Raw genomic sequence first — 22405 nt, forward strand, 5'->3', positions numbered from 1 at the left:
GACCTGCGGGGAAGCAGGGTGCGCAATGTTTCACGGAACGTTCTTCGATGCCGACCCCAATCGTCCGCCACGCGCCCCTGTCGCGCCCGGCCGGCTGCCGCAAGCGGATGCGCCGCGCGTCGTGCGCGCGGCCGTGCGCGGCATGAGCGCCGCACGCGCCACCGTCATCTGGGCCGCGCTGGCCGCGTTGGTCGCGCTGCTGTTCGTCGCGTCGCTGTCGATCGGCAGCGTGCCAATGTCGCCGTGGCAGGCGCTCGCATCCCTCGTGCCGCACGGCGGCGACACCCTGTTTGCCGACATCGTCCGGACGCTGCGCCTGCCGCGCGCGCTCGCGGGTTTCGCGTGCGGCGCGCTGCTCGCGCTGGCCGGCGCGTTGTTGCAGGTGCTGCTGCGCAATCCGCTCGCGGAGCCGTACGTGCTGGGCGTGTCCGGCGGCGCGGCCGGCTTCGCGCTCGTCGCGATGATCGCGGGCGGCGCATGGTGGCTCGTCGACGCATCCGCGTTCGCCGGTTCGCTCGTATCGGTCGCGCTGGTGCTCGGTCTCGCGCGGCGCGAGCTGTGGCGGGGCGAATCGCGCGACGCGTCGCCGCGGCTGCTGCTCACCGGCGTCGTGATCGCGGCGGGGTGGGGCGCGCTCGTCACGCTGTTGCTGTCGCTCGCGCCCGACGCGCGGCTGCGCGGCATCATCTTCTGGCTGACGGGCGACCTGAACGGCGCGACGGCGCCGTGGTTCGCGTGGGGCGCGCTGCTGCTGAGCGCAGGCGTCGCGCTGCCGGTCGCACCGCAACTGAACGTGCTGCTGCGCGGCGACGCGACCGCGCAGGCGCTCGGCGTGCCGGTCGCGCGCCTGCGCGTGCGGATCTATCTCGTCGCGTCGCTGGCCGCCGCGGCTGCCGTGACGACGGCCGGGACGATCGGCTTCGTCGGTCTCGTCGTGCCGCATGCGTTGCGGCTCGCATTCGGCAACGACCAGCGGATGCTGCTGCCGGCCGCGATGCTTGCGGGCGGGGGCGGCGTGATGGCGGCCGACCTGCTCGCGCGTACCGCGATCGCGCCCGCGCAATTGCCGGTCGGTGTGATGACCGCGTTGATCGGCGTGCCGGTGTTCCTGTGGATGTTGCTGAGGAGGCCGATGCGATGACGGGCACCGCAGCACGGAACGCCGTCGCCGGCGACCTGCACTACAGGGCCGTCGACCTGACGCTGAAGGCCGGCGCGCGCACGTTGCTCGACCGCTTCACGCAGGCGTTCGGCCCCGGCGAGATCTGGTGCCTCGCCGGGCCGAACGGCGCGGGCAAGACGACGCTGCTCGCCACGCTCGCGGGATTGCAGCCGCCGGCCGGCGGACACGTCGAGATCGACGGCCGGCCGCTTGCCGCGTGGCGCCCCGAGCCACTCGCGCGGCGCCGCGCGCTGATGCCGCAGCAATTGCACGATGCGTTCAGCGCGACCGTGTTCGACACGGTGCTGCTCAACCGCTTTCCGTATCTCGGCGGCTGGGGCTGGGAGCGCGACGACGACCGCACGGCCGCGCGCGCTGCGCTCGCGACGTTCGACCTGAGCCCGCTCGCGTCGCGCGACGTGATGTCGCTGTCGGGCGGCGAGCGGCAGCGCGTCGCGCTGGCCGCGACGCTGTGCCAGGATGCGCCGCTGATGCTGCTCGACGAACCGCTCGCGCATCTCGACCTGCATCACCAGATCGATTGCCTCACTGCGCTGGCCGCCTGGCTCGCGGCAGCCCCGCGCACGATATTGTTTTCGTGTCACGACCTGAATCTCGCGCGGCGCTTCGCGACGCATGCGCTATTGCTCGACGGCCGTGGCCATGTGTCGGCCGGCCTCGTGCACGACGTGTTGACGCCCGAGCGCGCGAGCGACGCGTTCGGCTATCCGCTCGTGCTGATCCGCGAGAACGGCCGCGATGCGCTGCTGCCGGCATGGCCTGCGCGACAATGACCTTTCCTGTTCCGATTTTTCCGATGCGCGGCGCATGCCGCGCCCACGACCCGGCTCCTCGATGACGACTCCCACCCCATTCCCGCCCGCGATCGCGCCGCTCGACGACGCGCTGCGCAAGCGCCTGCAACATGTGATCGACCACAAGACCAAGCCGCCCGGTAGCCTCGGCCAGCTCGAGGCGCTCGCGCTGCAGATCGGCCTGATCCAGCTCAGCGAGCGACCGGTCGTGCAGCGTCCCGTGACGATCGTGTTCGCAGGCGATCACGGAATCGCGGCCGAAGGCGTCAGTCCTTATCCGCAGGCGGTGACCGCCCAGATGGTCGCGAACTTCCTGGCCGGCGGTGCGGCGATCAATGCGTTTTCGGGCGTCGCGCAGAGCACGCTCGAGATCGTCGATGCGGGCGTCGCGTCGCCGCTGCCGCTGTCGGACCGGCTGGTGTCGCTGCCGGTCGCGCGCGGCACGCGCAACTTCGCGACGGAGCCGGCGATGACGCGTGAAGAAGCGATGACGGCGCTGGCCGCCGGCGCGGGGCGGGTACGCCTGCACGCGTCGCTCGGCACGAACGTGATCGGTTTCGGCGAGATGGGGATCGCGAACACGTCGTCGGCCGCCTGCCTGATGAGCCGCCTGCTCGACGTGCCGATCGATGCCTGCGTCGGCCGCGGCACGGGCCTCGACGACCAGGGTCTCGCGCACAAGCGCGCGGTGCTCGGCCGCGCGCTCGTCAAGCACTCGCATGCGATCGCGCCGCTCGACGTGCTCGCGACGTTCGGCGGCTTCGAGATCGCGATGATGACGGGCGCGTACCTCGCGGCCGCGAGCGAGCGGATGACGATCCTCGTCGACGGCTTCATCGCGACGGCCGCGCTGCTCGTCGCCGAGCGCATCGCGCCCGGCGTGCGCGACTACTGCGTGTTCTCGCATACGTCGCACGAGGCCGGGCACCGGCGCATGCTCGAGCATTTCGGCGCGAAACCGCTGCTCGCGCTCGACCTGCGCCTCGGCGAAGGCACGGGCGCCGCGCTCGCGCTGCCGCTGGTGCGCGCGGCGGCTGCGTTCCTCAGCGAGATGGCGAGCTTCGAGTCCGCCGGCGTCGACAATCGTGACGCCTGAGCGCGCGCGCGGCATACGGGCCGAACTGCGCTACTTCTTCGTCGCGCTCGGCTATTTCACGCGCGTGCCCGTGCCGCGCTCGATCGGCTACGCAGCCGGCGATCTCGATCAGGCCGCGCGCTATTTCCCGCTCGTCGGCGCCTGCGTGGGCGCGTGGGGCGCGCTCGTCTATCTCGTCGCACTGCGCGTGCTGCCCGCGTCGATCGCGGTCGGGCTGTCGATGGCCGCGACGCTGCTCGCGACCGGCGCTTTCCACGAAGACGGCCTCGCCGACAGCTGCGATGCGTTCGGCGGCGGTTACACGCGCGACGACGTGCTGCGCATCATGCACGATTCGCGGATCGGCACGTTCGGCGCGGTCGCGCTCGTGATCGCGCTCGGCCTGAAATGGCAGGCGCTGACGTCGATGTTGCCGCTGCGCGCCGCATGGACGATGATCGCCGCGCATGCGGCGAGCCGCGCGATGGCCGTGAGCCTGCTGATGTCGCTCGACTACGTGCGGCCCGAAGGCAAGGCGAAGCCGGTCGCGCAACGGATGGGCGCACGCGCGGCGTGCATCGCGGCGGTGTTCGGATTGCCGTGGTTGTTCTGGCCGGACTGGCGCATGGGCGTTGCCGCATGCGTGGCGCTCATGCTCGTGCGCGCGTGGCTGGCCCGCTATTTCGTGAAGCGGATCGGCGGTTATACGGGCGACTGTCTCGGCTTCGCGCAGCAACTGGGCGAACTGACGATCTATCTGGTGGCGCTCGGATGGACATCGTCCTGATCCGTCATCCGGCCGTCGGCGTCGAGCCGGGCGTCTGCTACGGAAGCAGCGACGTGCCGCTCGCCGAATCGGCCGATGGTGGTGCGCAGGCCTCGCGTGCGCATCTGGCGGAACTCGGTGCGCCGTTGCCCGAGCAGGTCTGGACGAGCCCGCTGACACGCTGCGCATCGATTGCCGAACGGCTCGCGCTGACCTTCGACGTACCGCTGCGGCGCGATGCCGACTGGCAGGAAATGGATTTCGGTGCGTGGGAAATGCAGCGCTGGGACGATATCGACCGCGCGGCGCTCGATGCATGGGCGGCCGACCTGATGCATGCGTGCGCGCACGGCGGAGAAAGCGTCGCGCGATTCGTCGCGCGGGTCGCACGGCAGGCCGATGCGCTTGCGGCGTTTGACGGGCCGCAATGGGTCGTCACGCATGCGGGCGTGGTCCGCGCATTCGCGTCGCATGTGTTGCGCATGCCGCTCGATACGCTGCTGTCGCGGCCGGTGCCGACCGGCGGAGTCGTGTGGCTGCGCACGGACGACGGCACGCGCACATGGGAAGTCGTGCACTGGGACGCATAGGTGCACTTGCGTCTGCAAGCGAACGACGCGGCACACGGATCGATCTGCGCTCGGGCCCCGGACGCATCCGGCCTCGATGCGCGATGAACGCGCGAGCCGCCGCGCCGGAAATCAGCGCACCGGCCGCCGCGCACGCGCGGCATCCAGATCCTCGCACAGCGCGGCCGCACCCTGCGCGATGCGCGGCGATGGCCGCGTCAGCAGATCGCCGTCGATCGCGAACAGGTTGTTGCGTGCCACGGCCGTCAGCGCGGGCCATGCACGCCAGCGCGCGAGGCTCGGCAGCGGTTCGTTCGAACGGGTCGCGCCGGTACTCGTCGTCACGATCGCTTCCGGATTCGCCGCGAGCACGGCCTCGTCGGTCACGGTCGGCGCGAGCGGCTTGAGCGATGCGAATACGTTGCGGCCGCCGCAGCGTTCGAACACTTCGTTGATCAGATGCGTGCCGTTGAGCGTCGTCAGCGGGCGGTCCCACACCTGGAAGAACATCGTGACCGGCGGGCGTGCCGCGTAGCGTGCGCGCAGTGTCGCGATGTCTCGGGTAAAGGCGGCCGCGGCGGCATCGGCAGTCGGTTGCGTGCCGAGCAGCGTGCCGAGCCGGCGCAACGACGACGACACGTCGTCGAGATGCTTCGGTTCGCTGAAGAACAGCGGAATGTGCAGCGCGCGCAGCGCGTCGGTCTGCCGCTCGGCGTTGCCGTGCCGCCACACGACGATCAGGTCGGGCTTCAGCGCGGCGATGCGTTCGAGATCGAGCGCCTTGTTGTCGCCGACGCGTGGCACCGCTTGCGCGGCGGCCGGATAGTCGCTGTACGTGACGGTGCCGACGAGCTTCGTGCCGCCGCCGGCCGCATAGACGAGCTCGGTCGCGTGCGGCGCGAGGCTGATTACGCGCTGGGCAGGCGCGGGTAACGTGACCGTGTTGCCGGCGTCGTCGCGGGTCGTGACGTCGGCGTGGACGAGCGGTGCGTGAGCGAGCGCGGCCAGCAGCGCGGCCGGCGCGAGCCGGCGGAACATGGGGGCGCTCATGCGGATGCCTTCAGCAGCGGCACGCAATGCGCGAGCGCGTCGCCGAGGCGCTGCCATTCGGCTTCGCTCGCCGGCAGGCCGATGCGTACGCTCGACGGTGTCGGGAAGTGCCGCGTCCAGATTCCGCGTGCCGCGAGCGCGGCATGCAGCGCCGCGGCGCGCGGGTCGTCACTCCAGCTGAAGAGCGGCGTCGCGCGAACCGCGAAGCCGTGCGCACGCAGCAGCGCGGCCAATCGTTCGCCGTCGGCCACGAGCCGCTCACGGGCGGCAGCTTGCCATGCGCGATCGGCGAACGCCGCGGCGACCGCGTGGCGCGCGGGGCCGCCGACCGTCCACGCGCCGAGCGTGTCGCGCAGCGCGGCGATCAGCGCGGGATGCGTGAGCACGAAGCCCGCGCGAATGCCGGCAAGCCCGAAGAACTTGCCGACCGAGCGCAGCACGACGAGCCCCGGACGATCGACCCGCGGCGCGAGCGAGGGCGCGGCGCCCGTATCGGCGAACGCTTCGTCGACGATCAGCGTGCCGCCGCGTGCCGCCAGTTGCGCATGCCAGCCTAGCAGGCGCGCGGTCGGCACGCACTCGGCCGTCGGATTATTCGGATTCCCGACGATGATGTGGCGCAGCGTTGCGGGCAGCGTGTCGGCGTGGATATCGAGCGTGACGACGCGATGGCCGTGGCGCGCGAACGCGGGCGCGTATTCGCCGTACGCGAGCGCCGCGACGCCGGCGTCGCCGGCCGGCAGCAACGCGGGCAACGCGCGGATCGCGGCCTGGCTGCCGGCAACCGGCAGGACGTGCGCGGCATCGGGCGCATGGTAGTACTGCGCGGCGCAGGCCGCGAGACCGTCGCCGTCGTCGGGCAGCCGGCGCCATGCGTCGGCCGGCACGGGCGGCACCGGGTAGCCGACCGGATTGATGCCGGTCGACAGGTCGAGCCACGCGTCGTACGGAATGCCGTGGCGGCGGGCGGCTTCATGCAGGTTGCCGCCGTGCGCGATGGATGAATCAGACATGATGGGTGGCCATGACGAGTGCGCCGCTCGCGACCAGCAGCGCGAGCCACAGCGCGAGCGTGCGCGTGACCAGCGACAGCGCGGCGACGATGTGAAGGGCGGTGGCCGTGGTCCCGGTGCCGAGCACCGGGCGATCCTCGATTTCGCCGTGATAGACGGCCGGGCCACCGAGCTGCACGTTCAGGCTGCCGGCGCCCGCGGCCATCACGGGGCCCGCGTTCGGGCTGTCCCAGTGGCGCGCCTGCGTGCGCCAGCAGCGCCACGCGGCGGCCGTGTCGCCGAGCAGCGCGTAGCTCGCGGCGGTGAGCCGCGCGGGAATCCAGTTCAGCGCGTCGTCGATGCGCGCGGCGGCCCAGCCGAAGGTCAGGAAGCGCGGCGTGCGGTAGCCCCACATCGCGTCGAGCGTGTTCGCGAGCCGGAACAGCAGCGCGCCGGGGCCGCCCGCGACGACGAACCAGAAGAGCGCGCCGAAGATCGCGTCGTTGCCGTTCTCGAGCGCCGATTCGACGGCCGCGCGCGACAGCGCTCCTTCGTCGGCCTGGCTCGTGTCGCGCGACACGATGCGCGCGGTCAGCGTGCGCGCCGCGTCGAGGTCGCGCCGCAGCAGCGCGGCGGCGATCGGCGCGACGTGGTCGGCGAGGCTCTTCGCGCCGAGCGCGAACCACAGCAGCGCGACGTGCAGCGCAGCGGCGAACGGCCAGGGCAGCACGGCGACGAGCCATGCCGCGACGACCACCGGCGGCACGACCGCCGCGAGCCACGCGGCGACGCCGATCACGCGGCCGCGCCGGCCCGTGTTCAGCGCGGCTTCGATGCGCGCGGCCAAGCGACCGAACGCGACGAGCGGATGCCAGCCGGCCGGCTCGCCGATCGCGCGGTCGACGAGCGCGGCCGCGACCGCGAGCATCGCGACGACGGGCAGCGACAGCATCAGCATGACGGCGCGCCCGCCTTGAGGTCGAGCGGCAGCCCGGCGACCAGCAGCGTGACGCGCGTCGCGAGCGCGGCGACGCGCTGGTTCAGGCGCCCGAGCTCGTCGACGTAGCGGCGCGTGACCGACCCGAGCGGCACGACGCCGAGCCCGATCTCGTTGCTGACGACGATCACCTTCGCGCGAGCGCCGCACAGTGCATGTTCGAGCCGCTCGACCTGCGCCGCGTACTGCGTATCGTCGAGCGGTTCGCCGTCGGCGGGGCACAGCAGGTTGGTGAGCCACAGCGTCAGGCAGTCGACGAGCAGGCACGCGTGCGAATCGTCGAGCCGCGCGAGCGTGCCCGGGAGATCGACGGGCGCGTCGGCGAACCCCCAGTCGGCCGGCCGGCGCGCGCGGTGATGCGCGATGCGCTGCGCGAATTCGGCATCGGCGGCGGTCGCGGTCGCGATGTAGGTGACGGGGCGGCCGCTGTCGGCGGCGAGCCGCTCGGCATGCGCGCTCTTGCCCGAGCGCGCGCCGCCGAGGACGAAGGTGAGGTCGTGCGGAATCATCGCGTGATTGTAACGGCGCGGGCGGCCCGCCGCGGGCGATAATGCCGCCTTTGCTTCGCGACACCTTTCACACGATGAATGCACCCGAGCCGCGGCCGCGCGGCACGCTGATGATCCAGGGCACGACGTCCGACGCGGGCAAGAGCACGCTCGTCGCGGGCCTGTGCCGCCTCGCGCGCCGCGGCGGCGCGCGCGTGGCGCCGTTCAAGCCGCAGAACATGGCGCTCAACAGCGCGGTGACGGTAGACGGCGGCGAGATCGGCCGCGCGCAGGCGTTGCAGGCGCTGGCCGCGGGCGTCGCGCCGCATACGGATTTCAATCCGGTGCTGCTGAAGCCGACGAGCGACCGCGGCGCGCAGGTGATCATTCACGGCCAGGCCCGCATGAACCTCGATGCGCGCGCGTATCACGACTACAAGCCGGTCGCGTTCGATGCGGTGTTCGAGTCGTATGCGCGCCTGCGCGCCGGGTACGACACGGTGATCGTCGAAGGCGCCGGCAGCCCGGCCGAGATCAACCTGCGCGAAGGCGACATCGCGAACATGGGCTTTGCCGAGCGCGTCGACTGCCCGGTCGTGCTCGTCGCCGACATCGATCGCGGCGGCGTGTTCGCGCATCTGGTCGGCACGCTCGCGTGCCTGTCGGACAGCGAGCGCGCGCGCGTGCGCGGCTTCGTGATCAACCGCTTTCGCGGCGACCTCAAACTGCTCGAACCGGGGCTCGACTGGCTGCGCGCGCAGACGGGCAAGCCGGTGTTCGGCGTGCTGCCGTATCTGCACGGGCTGCTGCTCGACGCGGAGGACATGCTGCCCGCGCAGGCGCGCAGCGCTGCCGCTCGCGGCGACGCCGGCGTGCTGCGCGTCGTCGTGCCCGCGCTGCCGCGCATCAGCAACCACACCGATTTCGATCCGCTGCGCGCGCATCCGCAGGTCGAATTCACGTACTGGAAGAGCGGCCCCGTACCCGACGCCGATCTGCTGATCCTGCCCGGTTCGAAGAGCGTGCAGCGCGACCTCGCGTGGCTGCGCGACGCGGGCTGGGACGCGCTGATCCGGCGCCATCTGCGCTACGGCGGCAAGGTGATCGGCATCTGCGGCGGCATGCAGATGCTCGGCCGCACGCTCGACGATCCGCTCGGCCTCGAAGGCGCGCCCGGCAGCGTGCCGGGGCTCGGGCTGCTCGATTTCGACACGACGCTGCAACCCGACAAGACGCTGAAGAACGTGACCGGGCAACTCGCGCTGCCGGGCGCGGCCGCCGTGCGCGGCTACGAGATCCACATGGGCGACACGCGCGGGCCGGCGCTCGAGACGCCCGCGCTGATGCTGGCCGCCGATATCGCGCGGGAGGGCGTGCGTCCCGACGGCGCGCTGTCGGCCGACGGCCAGATTCTCGCGACCTACGTGCACGGGTTGTTCGACGCGCCCGACGCCTGCGCGGCGTTGCTCGCGTGGGCGGGGCTCGACGGCGCGGCCCGCATCGACTACCCGGCGCTGCGCGAGGCTTCGCTGGAACGGCTGGCCGACACGTTCGCCGCGCACCTCGACCTCGACGCGCTGTACGCCGAGTTTCGCTGAGGCCGGCCCTCGCTTTTTCCGCTCGATCGCGTACAACAGAGGAGGGCGGAGGTCCGCCCGAAGGAGGGCGACGATGAGGGCTCGACGGTGGTGGGGCGTACTGCTCGCGGTGCTGCTGGGCGTGTCGGCGGTGGCGCATGCGTGCGATTCGTATGCGCCGGGCGGCGGCCAGTCCGGCGGCGACGCCACGCAAGGCAAGAGCGGTTACTGAGCGGGATGCAGGGCATGATCGGTCATGCCCTTTTTTTGCGTCAATTCGTTCCTTTGTGGAATCAATTTAAGCGGTATGGCGTGTTTATCGGCTGAATCGATTCGAATAGAGTGCGATCCACTCCCATCCACTCACGAAGGATTCCGTCATGAACGCCAACCGCTTGAACGATTTCGCCGCGACGCTGCTGCGCGTCGCCCTCGGCGTGCTGTACCTCGCACACGTCGCACAGAAGGTCTTTGTCTTCACGCTGCCCGGCACGGCGCAGTTCTTCGCGTCGATCGGCCTGCCGGGCTGGCTCGCCTACCTGACCACGTTCGTCGAACTGGCGGGCGGCCTGGCGCTGCTCGCGGGGTTCCACGTGCGTATCGCCGCGCTGGTGCTGCTGCCGTTCATGCTCGGCGCGGTCGCCGCGCATTTGCCGAACGGCTGGAGCTTCGCGTCGCCGCACGGCGGCTGGGAATATCCGGCGTTCTGGGCCGTCACGCTGGCCGTGCAGGCCCTGCTGGGCGGCGGCGCGTTCGCGCTCGGCGCGCGGGAGGCCGCGCTCCAGCGCGCATGACGTGAAGGAAAGCCGACGAAACCGGCACGCGGTTCGGCGTGACCGGTTCCGGTGACCCCCCGTTTGCCGATATCATCGCTCCCTGTATCCGCAATCGAGCGGCGCCTGCCATGCGGCCGGCGCCGCGCGGCTTTTTCGGGGGAATTCATGACGGTCATCGTGGTGGCGAATCCGAAGGGCGGCGTGGGGAAGAGCACGCTGTCCACCAATCTAGCCGGCTATTTCGCGGCGCAGGGCGCGTGGGTCGCGCTGGCCGACCTGGACCGGCAGCAGTCCGCGCATGCGTGGCTCGACCTGCGGCCGGCCGGCTTGCCGGCGATCGAGGCGTGGGAGCTCGATCCGGAGGCGCCGTCGAAGCCGCCGCGCGGGCTGGAATATGCGGTGATCGATACGCCGGCCGGCCTGCACGGCACGCGGCTCAACGTCGCGCTGCAACTGGCCGACAAGGTGATCGTGCCGCTGCAGCCGTCGATGTTCGATATTCTCGCGACCCAGCAGTTTCTGGAGCGCCTCGCCGGCGAGAAGGCCGTGCGCAAGGGCAGCGTCGAGGTCGGGATCGTCGGGATGCGGGTCGACGCGCGCACGCGCTCGTCCGACCAGCTGCACCGGTTCGTCGAGGGGCTGGGCCTGCCGGTGCTCGGCTACGTGCGCGACACGCAGAACTACGTGCAGATCGCCGCGCACGGCCTGACGCTGTGGGACGTCGCGAAAAGCCGGGTCGAGAAGGATCTCGAGCAGTGGCGGCCGATCGTCGAATGGGCCGAGCGCCGCGTGCCGAAGGCCGAGAAGGCCGCCAAGGCTTCCTGAGCGGCCGGCCATCCGGCCGTCTTGCCGGCGCGACACCCAATGAGAAAGGGCCGGAACCGTGGTGTACGGTGTCCGGCCCTTCGGCGACCAGCGGCGCTGCGCGGGTGGCCCGCGCCACGGCACGCGGGCGTGCCGCTCGGCTTACGTCCAGTTCTGCGTCGGCACGTGATCGCGGTGGCCCTTGATCTTGTTGCCGTCGTCGATGAACACCAGCTTCGGCTTCCAGCCGGCCTGCAGCTCGGCTTCGTCGACCATCGCGAACGCGGCGATGATCACGAGGTCGCCGAGCTGCGCGCGGCGCGCGGCCGAGCCGTTCAGCGAGATCATCCCGCTGCCGCGCTCGCCCTTGATCGCGTACGTCGAGAAGCGCTCGCCGTTGTTGATGTTCCAGATGTCGATCCGTTCGTTTTCGATCAGGCCCGCCGCTTCGAGCAGGTCTTCGTCGATCGCGCACGAACCTTCGTAGTGCAGTTCGCAGTGCGTGACCGCCGCACGATGGATCTTCGATTTGAGCATGTGGCGCTGCATGGTGTCTCCGTGATGCGTCGTGAGGGGCGCGGGCGGGCCGGCCGTCAGATTTCCAGGTTGTCGATGAGGCGCGTCGCGCCGAGCTTCGCGGCCGCGAGCACGACGAGCGGCTCGCCGGCCTCGAGTTCGGCGGCGCTCGGCGCGATCAGGTTCGCGCGGCGGCGGATCGCGATGTAGTCGGGCACCCAGCCGCGTTCGGCCAGGTGCGTGTGCGCGTGCTGCTCGAGCTTGCCGAGGTCGCGTTCGCCGCCGAGCACGCTGTCGCGCACGCGCTGCAGCGTTTTCGCCAGTTCCGGCGCTTCCTTGCGCTCGTCGGTCGTCAGGTAGCGGTTGCGCGACGACAGCGCGAGGCCGTCCTCGTCGCGCACGGTCTCGGCCGCGATGATCTCGACCGGCAGCGCGAGCTGCTGGCACATCCGGCGCACGATCATCAGCTGCTGGTAATCCTTCTTGCCGAACACGGCGACGCGCGGCTGCACGCAGGACATCAGCTTCGTGACGACCGTGCACACGCCGGCGAAGAAGCCGGGCCGGAACTCGCCTTCGAGAATCCCGCCGAGATCGTCCGGCGGCAGCACGCGATACTCCTGCGGCTCAGGGTACATGTCGCGCTCGGTCGGCGCGAACAGCACGTATACGTTGTTCTGCTGCAGCTTCTCGATATCGTCCTGGAGCGTGCGCGGGTACTTGTCGAAATCCTCGTTCGGGCCGAATTGCAGCCGGTTGACGAAGATGCTCGCCACGACCGGGTCGCCGTGCTGGCGCGCGAGGCGCATCAGCGACAGGTGCCCTTCGTGCAGGTTGCCCATCGTCGGCACGAACGCCGTGCGGTTCTGTCCGCGCAGCTGGTCGCGCAGTTCCTGGATCGAGCTGATGACTTTCATGATCGGGTAGCGGGTTCCTCGCGCAGGCGCGCGTTGACGCCGCGGCAGCGGCGTCGGGGTCGAAGCGGAGAACGCCGGCGCGCGGGCGGCGCATCGGACGTCGGCGGATTGTAGAGGATTTGGCCGCGCGACGCATCGATAAAAGAACGATCGTTCACTTTATAGTGGGGCGTGCCGGACACCCGCCGGACGGCCGTCCGCCGCGGCGAAGCCGCGAGCGTCGGGATGAACCGCGGAGCGGGGAAACGGCTGAGGGAAGACCTTACGCGGGCAGGTACGCGAGGCGCACGTAGATCGGCGCGAACGGCTCGGCCTGCGTGATTTCGAGCAGCGATTCGCGCGCGAGTTCGAGCATCGCGATGAAATTCACGACGACGACCGGTACGCCGCGCGACGTGTCGAACAGGTCGGCGAACTCCATGAAGCGCGCGTTCTGCAGCCGGCGCAGGATCAGGCTCATGTGTTCGCGCACCGACAGCTCCTCGCGGGAGATCTTGTGGTGCTGCACGAGCTTCGCGCGCTTGAGCACATCGGCCCACGCGGCGCGCAAGTCGTCCGAATTCACGTCGGGAAAGCGCGGCGTGACGCTTTGCTCGATGTACACCTCGGCGCGCAGGAAATCACGGCCGAGCTGCGGCAACTGATCGAGCCGCTGCGCGGCGAGCTTCATCTGCTCGTATTCGAGCAGCCGGCGCACGAGTTCGGCGCGCGGATCCTCGGCTTCCTCGCCGGTGTCGGCCTTCTTCACCGGCAGCAGCATCCGCGACTTGATCTCGATCAGCATCGCGGCCATCAGCAGGTACTCGGCCGCGAGCTCGAGGTTCGACGCGCGGATCTGGTCGACGTAGCCCAGATATTGCGCGGTGACCTGCGCCATCGGGATGTCGAGCACGTTGAAGTTCTGCTTGCGGATCAGGTACAGCAGCAGGTCCAGCGGGCCTTCGAACGTTTCGAGGAACACCTCGAGCGCGTCGGGCGGGATGTAGAGATCCTGCGGCAGCTTGAAGAGCGGCTCGCCGTACAGGCGAGCGAACGCCGCGACACCGTCGACCGTGTCGGGCGTCGAATCGGCGCCCGCGGGCGCGGCGATCGCGTCGTCCTGCCGGGCGGCGCTGGCCTCGTCGGCGGCGCTCACGTCGTCAGAAGTTCTGGTAGTAGACGTACGACGTTTGCTTCACGCGCGATTCCTGCTGCTCGGCGCGCTCTTCGAGATCGATCGGCTGCTTGTCCCACAGAAGGGAACGGCCCTTGCGCTGCTCTTCCTCGAGCGTCGGCTTCTGCTGCTTGAGCTGGTTCAGGAACTGCGTGACGTCGGACTGGTACGGCATGGCTGGATCTTCCGTTTCGGGCGGCGCACGGTGCGCCGGATTCGCGATGGCGGGATTTTACCGCATCGCGGGGAACAGCCGGCGCCAATCGCGCGTCGAATCCGCGGGCCGGTACCGGCGGACACCGTGCGGCGGCCCTTCCGGCGCCTTGGCACTCTTTCACAATCGTTTGGCTGTGACGCCGGCGCCCTGTGGTCAAATACAGGGTTTTCCACGAAACCGTAACCATCCAGGACGGCGAGGTCATATTTGGCGGGGCAGTCGAACCAGCAAGCACACACGGCGCATCACGCGGGCCCGCGCGCGGCCCGCGATCGCGCCGGCGCCGCGGCCCGCGTCGCGCGGGCGGCCCTCGCGGGTTGCCTGGCCGCGTGTTTCGCGCTGCCGGCCCATGCGAAATACGACGTCGACATCGACGCGCCGCGCTCGATCCGCAAGCTCCTGAAGACCCATCTCGATATTGCCCGCTTCGCGAAGCGTGACGACATCAGCGACGACCAGTTCGACTTCCTCGTGACCGCCACGCCGCAGCAGGTGCGCGATTTGACCGCGACGGCCGGCTATTTCTCGCCGGTCGTGCGTACCGACGTGCGCACCCGCGACGGCAAGCGCGACGTGCACATCGCGGTCGATCCGGGCAAGCAGACCGTCGTGTCGACGGTCGACCTGACGTTCAAGGGGCCGGTCGAGACCGAGGACCCGAAGCAGGAAACCGCGACCCGTTTCGCGTTCTCGATGAAGCCGGGCGATCCGTTCACGCAATCCGACTGGGACGACGCGAAGGGCGCGGCGCTCCGGCAACTGCAGTCGCGCCGCTATCTCGGCGCGAAGATCGTGTCGTCCGAGGCGCGCATCGATCCGCGCACGCAGCGTGCGACGCTCGCGGTCGCGTTCGACAGCGGCCCGACGTTCACGATCGGCAAGGTTGATGTCGACGGCGTGCGCCGTTATCCGGAAAAGATCGTCACGAACGTCAATCCGCTGTCGGAAGGCGAGATCTACGACGTGCAGCGGATCGCCGAATTGCAGCGTCAGTTGCAGAACACGCCGTACTACGCGAGCGTCGCGATCGACGTCGGCGACGATACGTCGAAGCCCGAGCGCACGCCCGTGCACGTGAAGGTCAGCGAGTTCCCGTACAACAACATCCGTGGCGGCGTCGGCTTCGCCACCGATACCGGGCCGCACGTGCAGGGTTCCTATACGTATCTCGACACGTTCGGCGCCGCGTGGCCGCTGACCGTGTCGGGCCGGCTCGACCAGATCCAGCAGTACGGGCAGGTCCAGCTGTCGATGCCGCCGGGCGAGAAGGGCTGGACCAACAGCGTGCTCGCGTCGTACACGAACACCAACGTGTCGGACACGCGCATCTACAGCGCGCGGGTCGGCGTGCAGCGCACGCGCACCGGCCAGTTCATCGACTATGCGTATTCGCTGATGTACTACCAGGATCGGCTCGACCAGAACGGCGCGGGGCCGACCACGAGCCGCGCGCTGGTGCCGCAGTGGGCGTGGACCCGCCGCAACGTCGACGATCCACTGTTCCCGCGCTCGGGCAACCTGATTCATGCGGAGGCCGGCTTCGCGGTCAAGGGCGTGCTGGCCGACGAGAGCTTCATTCGCGGCTACGCGCGCGGCCAGCAGTATTTGCCGATCGGCAAGCGCGACCTGTTCGTGTTCCGCGCGGAACTCGGCGGCGTGTTTACGAGCGGCAGCTCGACCGGCGTGCCGGCGTCGCTGCTGTTCCGCGCCGGCGGCTCGAACTCGGTGCGCGGCTACGGTTACCAGAGTATCGGCAACAGCGTCGACGGCTCCGTTTTGCCGACCAAGTACCTGATGACGGGGACGGCCGAATACCAGCACTGGTTCAACCGCGACTGGGGCGCCGCGACGTTCTTCGACATCGGCACGGCGACCGATGCGTGGGGCGAGCGCGTGTTTTACCCGGGCGTGGGCGTCGGTGCACGCTGGCGCAGCCCGGTCGGCCCGATCAACGTCGACGTCGCGTACGGCTTGCGCAACCACAGCGTGCGCCCGTACCTGACGCTCGGCATCGCTTTCTGAACCCGCCGCCCTATTGACGACGACCCGCACGACGAACCGCATGACGAAGGACCCGAACGACACGCCGCCGCCTCACGATCCGGATTCGCCCGACGGCGCGCCCGACACGCCGCCGCGCGCGCCGCGTCGCGGCCGCGCGTGGCGTGTCATTGCGTGGACGCTCGCGACGGTCGTGCTGCTCGTCGTGCTGGCGGCGGGGCTCGTGCTGGGCGCGGTGACGACCGAGCGCGGGACGCGGCTCGCGTGGCAGGCGGCCGGCAAGGTGCTCGGCACGCGGCTCGCGGGCACGCTCGAAGGCGGCTCGCTCGCGACCGGCGTGCGCTTGCGCGGGTTCGCGTGGACGAGCCCCGACGGCACCGGCACCGAGGTGCGCATCGACCGGCTCGACGGCCGCTGGGCATTGACCCGCGCGCCGTGGCGGCTGTCCATCGCCTATCTGCGCGCGGGCACGATCGACGTGCGGATCGCGCCGGGGCCGTCGACGCCGAGCACGACGCCGCAGGACCTGAGCCTGCCGCTGCAGGTGCGGATCGACGACCTGCGCGTCGATCGCCTCGCCATTCACGAAGGCACGTCGACGACGCAGCTCGACCATCTCGCGCTGAACGGCCGCAGCGACGGCCGTCACCATGAACTCGTGCTCGACGGCGTCGATACGCCGTACGGCGCGCTGACCGCGCGCGCGAAGCTCGACGGCGTGAAGCCGTTCGCGCTGACCGGTGAAGCGACCTACGCGGGCAAGCTGTCGGACGAGCCGGTCGACGCGCGGGCCCGCGTGTCGGGTTCGCTCGAGGCGCTCGTCGCAGACGTCGACGCGAGCGGGATGAAGCTGAACGGGCGCGCGCACGTCGAGGCCGCGCCGTTCGGCACGGTGCCGCTCACGCGCGCGTCGCTCGCGTTCGACCACGTGAACCCGCAAGCATTGTCGCCCGGCGCGCCCGCGGCCGATCTCGCGGTGCGCGCGGAACTCGCACCGGTGAGCGCACAGGCAGGCTCGGCGCCCGCGAAGGGTTTCGCGGTGACGGGCCCGGTGTCGATCGTCAACGCGAAGCCGGGCACGCTCGGCGACCATCTTCTGCCGGTGATCGACGCGCATGCGACCGTGCATCTCGACGCGCACGCGCAACGGATCGACGGCCTCGCGCTGAAGCTGATCCGCGACGGCAGCGTGACCGGCGGCGGCACGCTCACGGGCGGCAAGGGCCGCTTCGATCTGAAGGTTGCGAACCTCGACCTGAACGCGTTCGTCGCCGAGCTGCGGCCGATGCGCCTCGGCGGCCCGCTCGGCGTGACGCTCGCGGGCGACGTGACGACCGTCGATTTCAACCTGAACGATCCGAAGCTCGCGCTCGGCGCACGCGCCAAGGTCGCGCTCACGCGGCAGCAGACCGTGCTGACCGACACGCGCGTGACGGCGGGCAAGGGGCGCATCGACCTGACGGGCGTGTTCCGCCACGACGCGCATTCGAGCTACGACGCGAAGGCGACGCTGACCGCGTTCGATCCGCTGCTGCTCGCCGCGATGAGCGCGCCGAAGGCGGGCGGCGGCAAGGCGCCCGCGACGGCCGCCAAGGCCCCGGCCAAGCGCGGCGAAACGCGCGTATCGGGCACGCTGACCGCGTCGGGCGCGTTCGCGCCGCAGGTGTCGACGAAGGCGACCTTCAAGCTCGCCGACAGCCTGTACGACGGCGTGCCGCTGACCGGCGCCGGCGTCGTGCAGCTCGCCGGCTCGCGAATCCTGCCGAGCAACGCGAACCTGTCGATCGCCGGCAACCACGTCGACCTGCGCGGCAGCTTCGGCGCGCCCGGCGACCGGCTGCGCTTCGTCGTCGACGCGCCGCAGCTCGACCGGCTCGGCTTCGGCGTCCAGGGGCTCGTGCAGGCGCAAGGCGACCTGACCGGCAGCTTCGCGCATCCGAACGTGACGGCGACCTACAAGGCCGAGCACGTCGTCGTCGGTTCGAACCGGATCGGCACCGCCCAGGGCCGCGCGGACATCCGCGATGGCGCGCACGGCGCGCTCGTGTTCACGGCCGACGCGTCCGACATCGCGCTCGGTTCGTTCCAGCTGAAATCGTTGCGCGCGAACCTCGACGGCACGCGCGCGAAGCACACGCTCGACGCGTCGGCGCTCGGGGTGGCCGGTGGCCGCGTGATCGACCTGACGCTCGCGGCGAACGGCGGCGTGGTCGAGAACCGCGACGGCATGCGCTGGGACGGCACCGTCACGCGGCTCGCGAATCGCGGCACGCCGGCGCTCGCGCTGCAGGCGCCGCTGACGATATCGGCCGGCGCCGGCCGCGTGACGCTCGGCGCGACGCGGCTTACGCTCGAAGGTGCGGCGATCGACCTGAAATCGTTCGTGTTCGACCGCGGCCAGATGCGCTCGGCGGGCGCCGTGACCGGCGCGTCGGTCGCGCGTTTCCTCGAGGTTCGCCAGGCGCTGACCGGCCAGCGGCCGCCGGTGCGGACCGACGTCGTGCTCGATGCCGACTGGGATTTCGCGCTCGGCGCGAACGCGACGGGCTACGTGCAGGTGAAGCGCCGCGGCGGCGACGTGACGATCGAGACCGGGCGCGGCATCGCATCGCTCGGCCTGACCGACCTGTCCGCCCGCGCGAGCTTCGCGCCCGGCAACCGGCTCAACGTGACGGCACTCGCGAAGGCGAGCCGGATCGGCACGCTCGACGCGAACGTCACGGTGCCGTTCGCGCTGCGCGACGGTGTGTTCGGCCTCGTGGACGACGGTCCGCTGGCGGGCCGCATCGACGCCGACATTCCGGCGCTGAAGACCACCGGCAACCTGTTCGGGCCGAGCTACCTGCTCGGCGGGCGCGCGGCGCTGAAGCTGACGGTCTCCGGCACGCCGGTGAAACCGAACCTGTCGGGGACGCTGACGGGCGACGAGCTTTCCGCGACGCTGATCGACCAGGGCGTGCAGTTGAAGGACGGCATCGTGCGCGTGAAGCTGTCGGACAACCTCGTCGAATTCCAGCAGGTCGAATTTCACGGCGGCGACGGCACGCTGCGCGCGCTCGGCCGCGTGCGGCTCGACGGCGAGGCGCCGGACCTGACCGCCAGCATCGTCGCGGACAAGCTCGAACTGTTCGCCGCGCCGGACCGCAAGCTGTCGCTGTCGGGCAAGGCCACCGTCGCGAACGACGGGCCGCGCGGCGCGCTGTCGATCGACGGCAAGTTCGTGGTCGACCGCGCGCTGTTCGATCTGCCCGAGCAATCGGCGCCGCACCTGTCCGACGACGTCGTGATCGTGCAGCCGGACGGCACGGTGCGCGGCGAGACGCCCACCGGCACCGCGGCCGCGAAGCCGAAGCCGGTCGAAAACAAGCCGGCGCCGTCGCTGGCGCCGCGCGCGAACATCGACGTCGGGCTCGGCAACAACTTCCGCTTCAAGGGCCACGGCGCGGATCTGGGGCTGCGCGGCACGATCACCGTGATGAGCGCGCCGGGCGTGCCGCTGCGCGCGGTCGGCAACGTGCGCGTGACCGAAGGCTCGACGTACACGACGTTCGGCCGCAAGCTCGCGATCGAGAACGGCTTCTTCACGTTCAACGGCCCCGTGTCGAACCCGGGCGTCAACATCCTCGCGATGCGGCGCAACCAGGAGGTCGAGGCCGGCGTGCAGGTGACGGGCACGATCCAGTCGCTGACGGTCAAGCTCGTATCGGAGCCGAACGTCACGGACAACGAAAAGCTGTCGTGGCTGTTGTTCGGGCACGGCACCGACCAGGGCAACAACGTCGGCCAGCAGGGGGCGATGACGGCGGCGCTCGGGCTGCTCGGCAGCGTGACCGGCAAGCGGGTCGCGCAGACCTTCGGTCTCGACGAGGTGTCGGTCGGCCGCAGCGAAGTCGGCCTGACCGATCCGCAGGTCGTGCTGGTGTCGAAGGCGATCAACGAGCGGTTCGTGCTCGGCTTCGAGCAGGGGCTGCAATCGGCGGCCAACGCGTTCAAGGCGACGATCAACCTGACGCGCTTCTGGTCGGTGTCCGCGTACGGCGGCACGTTCCAGGGCGTCGACCTGAACTACACGCGGCGGTTCGACCGCTGGTTCGGGCAGCGCTGACGAAGGGCGCGGCATACCGGGCAGCAATAAAAAAGCCCCGCACGATTCAACTCGTGCGGGGCTTTTTTTCGCAAGCAGCAGCTGCGCGTTGCGCTTACTTCACGCGCATGCCGGGCTTCGCGCCGCTGTGCGGTTCGAGGATGTAGAGGCCCGGTTCCGCCTTCTCGTCGGTGGCCGACGCGGCGAGCACCATCCCTTCGGACAGGCCGAACTTCATCTTGCGCGGCGCGAGGTTCGCGACCATTACCGTCAGCTTGCCGACGAGCTGCTCGGGCTGATACGCGGACTTGATGCCCGAGAACACGTTGCGGGTCTTTTCCTCGCCGACGTCGAGCGTGAGCTGCAGCAGCTTGTCCGAGCCTTCGACCGCCTGGCACGCGACGATCTTCGCGATGCGCAGATCGATCTTCGCGAAATCGTCGATCGAGATCGGTGCATCGTCGGCGCCGTTCACGGCGGCCGGCTTCGCGTTCGCCTTCGCGTTGCTCTTCGCATCCTTCGCGGCATTGGCGCCCGCGGCAGCCGTGCCGGCTGCCTCGGCCTGCAGCGAATCGCGATTCGCGGCGAGCAGCGCTTCGATCTGCTTCGCATCGACGCGCGTCATCAGGTGCTGGTACGCCTTGATCGGCTGCGCCGACGACAGCGGCTTCGCGGCGTCGGCCCACGCGAGCGGCGCGATCCCGAAGAACGCCTCGACCGCTTCGGCCACGCGCGGCATCACCGGCTTCAGCGCGAGCGACAGCAGGCGGAAGGCCTCGAGGCTCACGCTGCAGGTTTCGTGCAGCGCGACCGCATTGGCCGGGTCCTTCGCGAGATCCCACGGCTTCGCGCCGTCGACGTACGCGTTCACTTCGTCCGCGAGCTCCATCGTGTGGCGCAGCGCGCGGCCGTATTCGCGTGCTTCGTAGCTCGCGGCGATCTGCGCAATCGCATCGCGCAGCTTCGCGACGAGCGGATGATTCATCGCGCTGTCCTGCACGCGACCGTCGAAACGCTTGATCAGGAAGCCGGCCGCGCGGCTCGCGATGTTCACGTACTTGCCGACGAGGTCGCTGTTCACCCGCGCCTGGAAGTCGTCGAGGTTCAGGTCGATGTCTTCCATCGTCGCGTTCAGCTTCGCGGCGAAGTAGTAGCGCAGCCACTCGGGGTTCAGGCCCGTGTCGATGTAGCTCTGCGCGGTGATGAACGTGCCGCGCGACTTCGACATCTTCGCGCCGTCGACCGTCAGGAAGCCGTGCGCGAACACGTTGGTCGGCGTGCGGTGGCCCGAGAACTCGAGCATCGCGGGCCAGAACAGCGTGTGGAAGTACAGGATGTCCTTGCCGATGAAGTGGTACTGCTCGGCCTTCGAGCCCGGGCGGATCCACGCATCGAAATCGATGCCGTTGCGCTCGCACAGGTTCTTGAAGCTCGCGTAGTAGCCGACCGGCGCGTCGAGCCACACGTAGAAATACTTGCCGGGCGCGCCGGGGATCTCGAAGCCGAAGTACGGCGCGTCGCGCGAGATGTCCCAGTCGGCGAGCTTGGATTCGCCGGCGTCGCCGAGCCATTCGCGCATCTTGTTGGTCGCTTCGGGCTGCGCGAGGCCGCTCACCCATTCGCGCAGGAACGATTCGCAGCGCGGGTCGGACAGGCGGAAGAAGTAGTGCTTCGAGGTCTTGCGCACCGGCGTCGCGCCCGACACGACCGAATACGGATTCAGCAGTTCGGTCGGCAGGTAGGTCGAGCCGCACACCTCGCAGCTGTCGCCGTACTGGTCCTTCGCGTGACACTTCGGACACTCGCCCTTGATGAAGCGGTCCGGCAGGAACATTTCCTTGACCGGATCGTAGGCCTGCTCGATTTCGCGTTCGGCGATCAGGCCGGCTTCCTGCAGCGCGAGATAGATGTTCTCGCTCAGCACGCGGTTTTCTTCCGAATCGGTCGAGTAGAAATTGTCGAACGACACGCCGAAGCTGTCGAAGTCGCGCTTGTGCTCGGTCCACACGCGGTCGATCAGCTGCTTCGGCGTCAGGCCTTCCTTCTCCGCGCGCAGCATGATCGGCGTGCCGTGCGTATCGTCGGCGCCGATGTAGTAGACCTCATGACCATGCATTCGCAGCGTCCGCACCCAGATGTCGGTCTGGATGTACTCGACCAGGTGGCCGATGTGGATCTGCCCGTTGGCATAGGGCAGTGCGGACGTAACGAGGATCTGGCGGCTGCCTTGCGGCGCCGCAGCCTGCACGGAAGTGAGGTCGGATGCGGACATAGGGTCTGGAGAAGAACAGCGGGAAAAACGACGGGAAACTGCGATTCTAGCAGGGGCGCGGGCTCGCGCGGCGGGCGGGGGCCGCGGACCGGCCGGCCGCAGGGAGGAGGTCGCCCAGGTGGCGTGCCCGGCGGCGCGATGCTGCGGCGCAGCATGAAGTCTGCGGGCAAAAAA

General features: G+C 70.0%; 20 protein-coding genes. 11 read left to right on the top strand and 9 right to left on the bottom strand.

The window, feature by feature from the left end; genetic code table 11:
• Positions 1–25 precede the first annotated feature (25 nt).
• The 5 genes from H3O04_RS20700 (at position 26) to cobC (ending at position 4408) form a co-directional block, all read left to right on the top strand.
• Positions 26–1141, top strand: coding sequence for a FecCD family ABC transporter permease (locus tag H3O04_RS20700; RefSeq protein ID WP_034175944.1), 1116 nt, complete (start codon positions 26–28; stop codon positions 1139–1141).
• On the top strand, positions 1138–1956 hold the full coding sequence (locus tag H3O04_RS20705; protein WP_202588351.1) for an ABC transporter ATP-binding protein: 819 nt from the start codon (positions 1138–1140) through the stop codon (positions 1954–1956). The genes H3O04_RS20700 and H3O04_RS20705 overlap by 4 nt, the downstream gene beginning before the upstream one ends.
• Positions 1957–2017: 61 nt before the next feature.
• Positions 2018–3073 (top strand): nicotinate-nucleotide--dimethylbenzimidazole phosphoribosyltransferase, encoded by a 1056-nt coding sequence (gene cobT / locus H3O04_RS20710; protein WP_124477713.1) that lies wholly within the window; start codon positions 2018–2020, stop codon positions 3071–3073.
• Positions 3063–3839, top strand: coding sequence for an adenosylcobinamide-GDP ribazoletransferase (locus H3O04_RS20715; RefSeq protein WP_006478096.1), 777 nt, complete (start codon positions 3063–3065; stop codon positions 3837–3839). The genes cobT and H3O04_RS20715 overlap by 11 nt, the downstream gene beginning before the upstream one ends.
• A complete protein-coding gene (gene cobC / locus H3O04_RS20720) occupies positions 3824–4408 on the top strand; it encodes an alpha-ribazole phosphatase (RefSeq protein ID WP_202588352.1) in 585 nt (194 codons plus the stop codon). The genes H3O04_RS20715 and cobC overlap by 16 nt, the downstream gene beginning before the upstream one ends.
• 111 nt (positions 4409–4519) lie before the next feature.
• On the opposite strand, the gene H3O04_RS20725 is transcribed toward cobC, so the two are convergent.
• From H3O04_RS20725 to cobU, 4 genes are read right to left on the bottom strand one after another with little or no spacing between them, the layout of a single operon-like run.
• Entirely contained in the window at positions 4520–5437 is a 918-nt protein-coding gene (locus tag H3O04_RS20725; RefSeq protein WP_202588353.1) for a cobalamin-binding protein, read from the bottom strand.
• Positions 5434–6450: a threonine-phosphate decarboxylase CobD gene (gene cobD / locus H3O04_RS20730; RefSeq protein ID WP_202588354.1), complete on the bottom strand. Its 1017-nt coding sequence runs from the start codon at positions 6448–6450 to the stop codon at positions 5434–5436. Before cobD ends, H3O04_RS20725 begins: the two co-directional genes overlap by 4 nt.
• Positions 6443–7387 (bottom strand): adenosylcobinamide-phosphate synthase CbiB, encoded by a 945-nt coding sequence (cbiB, locus tag H3O04_RS20735; protein WP_202588355.1) that lies wholly within the window; start codon positions 7385–7387, stop codon positions 6443–6445. Before cbiB ends, cobD begins: the two co-directional genes overlap by 8 nt.
• Positions 7381–7935: a bifunctional adenosylcobinamide kinase/adenosylcobinamide-phosphate guanylyltransferase gene (cobU, locus tag H3O04_RS20740; protein WP_202588356.1), complete on the bottom strand. Its 555-nt coding sequence runs from the start codon at positions 7933–7935 to the stop codon at positions 7381–7383. The genes cbiB and cobU overlap by 7 nt, the downstream gene beginning before the upstream one ends.
• A 74-nt stretch (positions 7936–8009) precedes the next feature.
• On the opposite strand from cobU, the gene H3O04_RS20745 reads away from it, so the two are divergent.
• From H3O04_RS20745 to H3O04_RS20760, 4 genes are all read left to right on the top strand, one after another.
• The gene (locus H3O04_RS20745) at positions 8010–9512 is read left to right on the top strand and encodes a cobyric acid synthase (RefSeq protein WP_202588357.1); all 1503 of its coding nucleotides are present in this window, start codon (positions 8010–8012) and stop codon (positions 9510–9512) included.
• Between the two features lie 73 nt (positions 9513–9585).
• Positions 9586–9723: a hypothetical protein gene (locus tag H3O04_RS20750; RefSeq protein ID WP_164728347.1), complete on the top strand. Its 138-nt coding sequence runs from the start codon at positions 9586–9588 to the stop codon at positions 9721–9723.
• 148 nt (positions 9724–9871) lie between these two features.
• The gene (locus H3O04_RS20755; RefSeq protein ID WP_027805235.1) at positions 9872–10285 is read left to right on the top strand and encodes a DoxX family protein; all 414 of its coding nucleotides are present in this window, start codon (positions 9872–9874) and stop codon (positions 10283–10285) included.
• Between the two features lie 147 nt (positions 10286–10432).
• Positions 10433–11092 carry a ParA family protein gene (locus tag H3O04_RS20760; protein ID WP_011545963.1) on the top strand — a complete coding sequence of 220 codons (660 nt, stop codon included), beginning with the start codon at positions 10433–10435 and terminating at the stop codon, positions 11090–11092.
• 141 nt (positions 11093–11233) lie between these two features.
• On the opposite strand, the gene panD is transcribed toward H3O04_RS20760, so the two are convergent.
• From panD to H3O04_RS20780, 4 genes are all read right to left on the bottom strand, one after another.
• Positions 11234–11620: an aspartate 1-decarboxylase gene (gene panD, locus H3O04_RS20765; RefSeq protein ID WP_011545962.1), complete on the bottom strand. Its 387-nt coding sequence runs from the start codon at positions 11618–11620 to the stop codon at positions 11234–11236.
• 44 nt (positions 11621–11664) lie between these two features.
• Positions 11665–12504, bottom strand: a complete 840-nt coding sequence (gene panC / locus H3O04_RS20770) for a pantoate--beta-alanine ligase (protein WP_011545961.1) — start codon at positions 12502–12504, stop codon at positions 11665–11667.
• Positions 12505–12766: 262 nt separating this feature from the next.
• Positions 12767–13639 carry a segregation and condensation protein A gene (locus H3O04_RS20775; RefSeq protein WP_006478106.1) on the bottom strand — a complete coding sequence of 291 codons (873 nt, stop codon included), beginning with the start codon at positions 13637–13639 and terminating at the stop codon, positions 12767–12769.
• Between the two features lie 4 nt (positions 13640–13643).
• Positions 13644–13832, bottom strand: a complete 189-nt coding sequence (locus H3O04_RS20780) for a DUF3460 family protein (protein ID WP_006478107.1) — start codon at positions 13830–13832, stop codon at positions 13644–13646.
• A gap of 249 nt (positions 13833–14081) precedes the next feature.
• On the opposite strand from H3O04_RS20780, the gene H3O04_RS20785 reads away from it, so the two are divergent.
• Together H3O04_RS20785 and H3O04_RS20790 are read left to right on the top strand one after the other, a co-directional pair.
• The gene (locus H3O04_RS20785) at positions 14082–15896 is read left to right on the top strand and encodes an autotransporter assembly complex protein TamA (protein WP_011545960.1); all 1815 of its coding nucleotides are present in this window, start codon (positions 14082–14084) and stop codon (positions 15894–15896) included.
• Positions 15897–15936: 40 nt separating this feature from the next.
• Positions 15937–19980 carry a translocation/assembly module TamB domain-containing protein gene (locus H3O04_RS20790; protein WP_202588358.1) on the top strand — a complete coding sequence of 1348 codons (4044 nt, stop codon included), beginning with the start codon at positions 15937–15939 and terminating at the stop codon, positions 19978–19980.
• Positions 19981–20074: 94 nt separating this feature from the next.
• Here H3O04_RS20790 and metG read toward each other — a convergent pair whose 3' ends face one another.
• Positions 20075–22231: a methionine--tRNA ligase gene (gene metG / locus H3O04_RS20795; RefSeq protein ID WP_202588359.1), complete on the bottom strand. Its 2157-nt coding sequence runs from the start codon at positions 22229–22231 to the stop codon at positions 20075–20077.
• Positions 22232–22405: the final 174 nt, after the last annotated feature.

The organism is Burkholderia sp. KCJ3K979 (genome assembly GCF_016759955.1).
In the GTDB taxonomy this organism is placed as follows: domain Bacteria; phylum Pseudomonadota; class Gammaproteobacteria; order Burkholderiales; family Burkholderiaceae; genus Burkholderia; species Burkholderia orbicola.

Bases quoted from the DNA above. Each gene is read 5' to 3' on its own strand.
- H3O04_RS20790 (WP_202588358.1), top strand. From the start codon at position 15,937: ATGACGAAGGACCCGAACGACACGCCGCCGCCTCACGATCCGGATTCG.
- H3O04_RS20725 (WP_202588353.1), bottom strand. From the start codon at position 5,437: ATGAGCGCCCCCATGTTCCGCCGGCTCGCGCCGGCCGCGCTGCTGGCC.
- H3O04_RS20705 (WP_202588351.1), top strand. From the start codon at position 1,138: ATGACGGGCACCGCAGCACGGAACGCCGTCGCCGGCGACCTGCACTAC.
- metG (WP_202588359.1), bottom strand. From the start codon at position 22,231: ATGTCCGCATCCGACCTCACTTCCGTGCAGGCTGCGGCGCCGCAAGGC.
- H3O04_RS20780 (WP_006478107.1), bottom strand. From the start codon at position 13,832: ATGCCGTACCAGTCCGACGTCACGCAGTTCCTGAACCAGCTCAAGCAG.
- H3O04_RS20700 (WP_034175944.1), top strand. From the start codon at position 26: ATGTTTCACGGAACGTTCTTCGATGCCGACCCCAATCGTCCGCCACGC.
- cobU (WP_202588356.1), bottom strand. From the start codon at position 7,935: ATGATTCCGCACGACCTCACCTTCGTCCTCGGCGGCGCGCGCTCGGGC.
- panC (WP_011545961.1), bottom strand. From the start codon at position 12,504: ATGAAAGTCATCAGCTCGATCCAGGAACTGCGCGACCAGCTGCGCGGA.
- H3O04_RS20750 (WP_164728347.1), top strand. From the start codon at position 9,586: ATGAGGGCTCGACGGTGGTGGGGCGTACTGCTCGCGGTGCTGCTGGGC.
- panD (WP_011545962.1), bottom strand. From the start codon at position 11,620: ATGCAGCGCCACATGCTCAAATCGAAGATCCATCGTGCGGCGGTCACG.
- cobT (WP_124477713.1), top strand. From the start codon at position 2,018: ATGACGACTCCCACCCCATTCCCGCCCGCGATCGCGCCGCTCGACGAC.
- H3O04_RS20760 (WP_011545963.1), top strand. From the start codon at position 10,433: ATGACGGTCATCGTGGTGGCGAATCCGAAGGGCGGCGTGGGGAAGAGC.
- cbiB (WP_202588355.1), bottom strand. From the start codon at position 7,387: ATGCTGATGCTGTCGCTGCCCGTCGTCGCGATGCTCGCGGTCGCGGCC.
- H3O04_RS20755 (WP_027805235.1), top strand. From the start codon at position 9,872: ATGAACGCCAACCGCTTGAACGATTTCGCCGCGACGCTGCTGCGCGTC.
- cobC (WP_202588352.1), top strand. From the start codon at position 3,824: ATGGACATCGTCCTGATCCGTCATCCGGCCGTCGGCGTCGAGCCGGGC.
- H3O04_RS20745 (WP_202588357.1), top strand. From the start codon at position 8,010: ATGAATGCACCCGAGCCGCGGCCGCGCGGCACGCTGATGATCCAGGGC.
- cobD (WP_202588354.1), bottom strand. From the start codon at position 6,450: ATGTCTGATTCATCCATCGCGCACGGCGGCAACCTGCATGAAGCCGCC.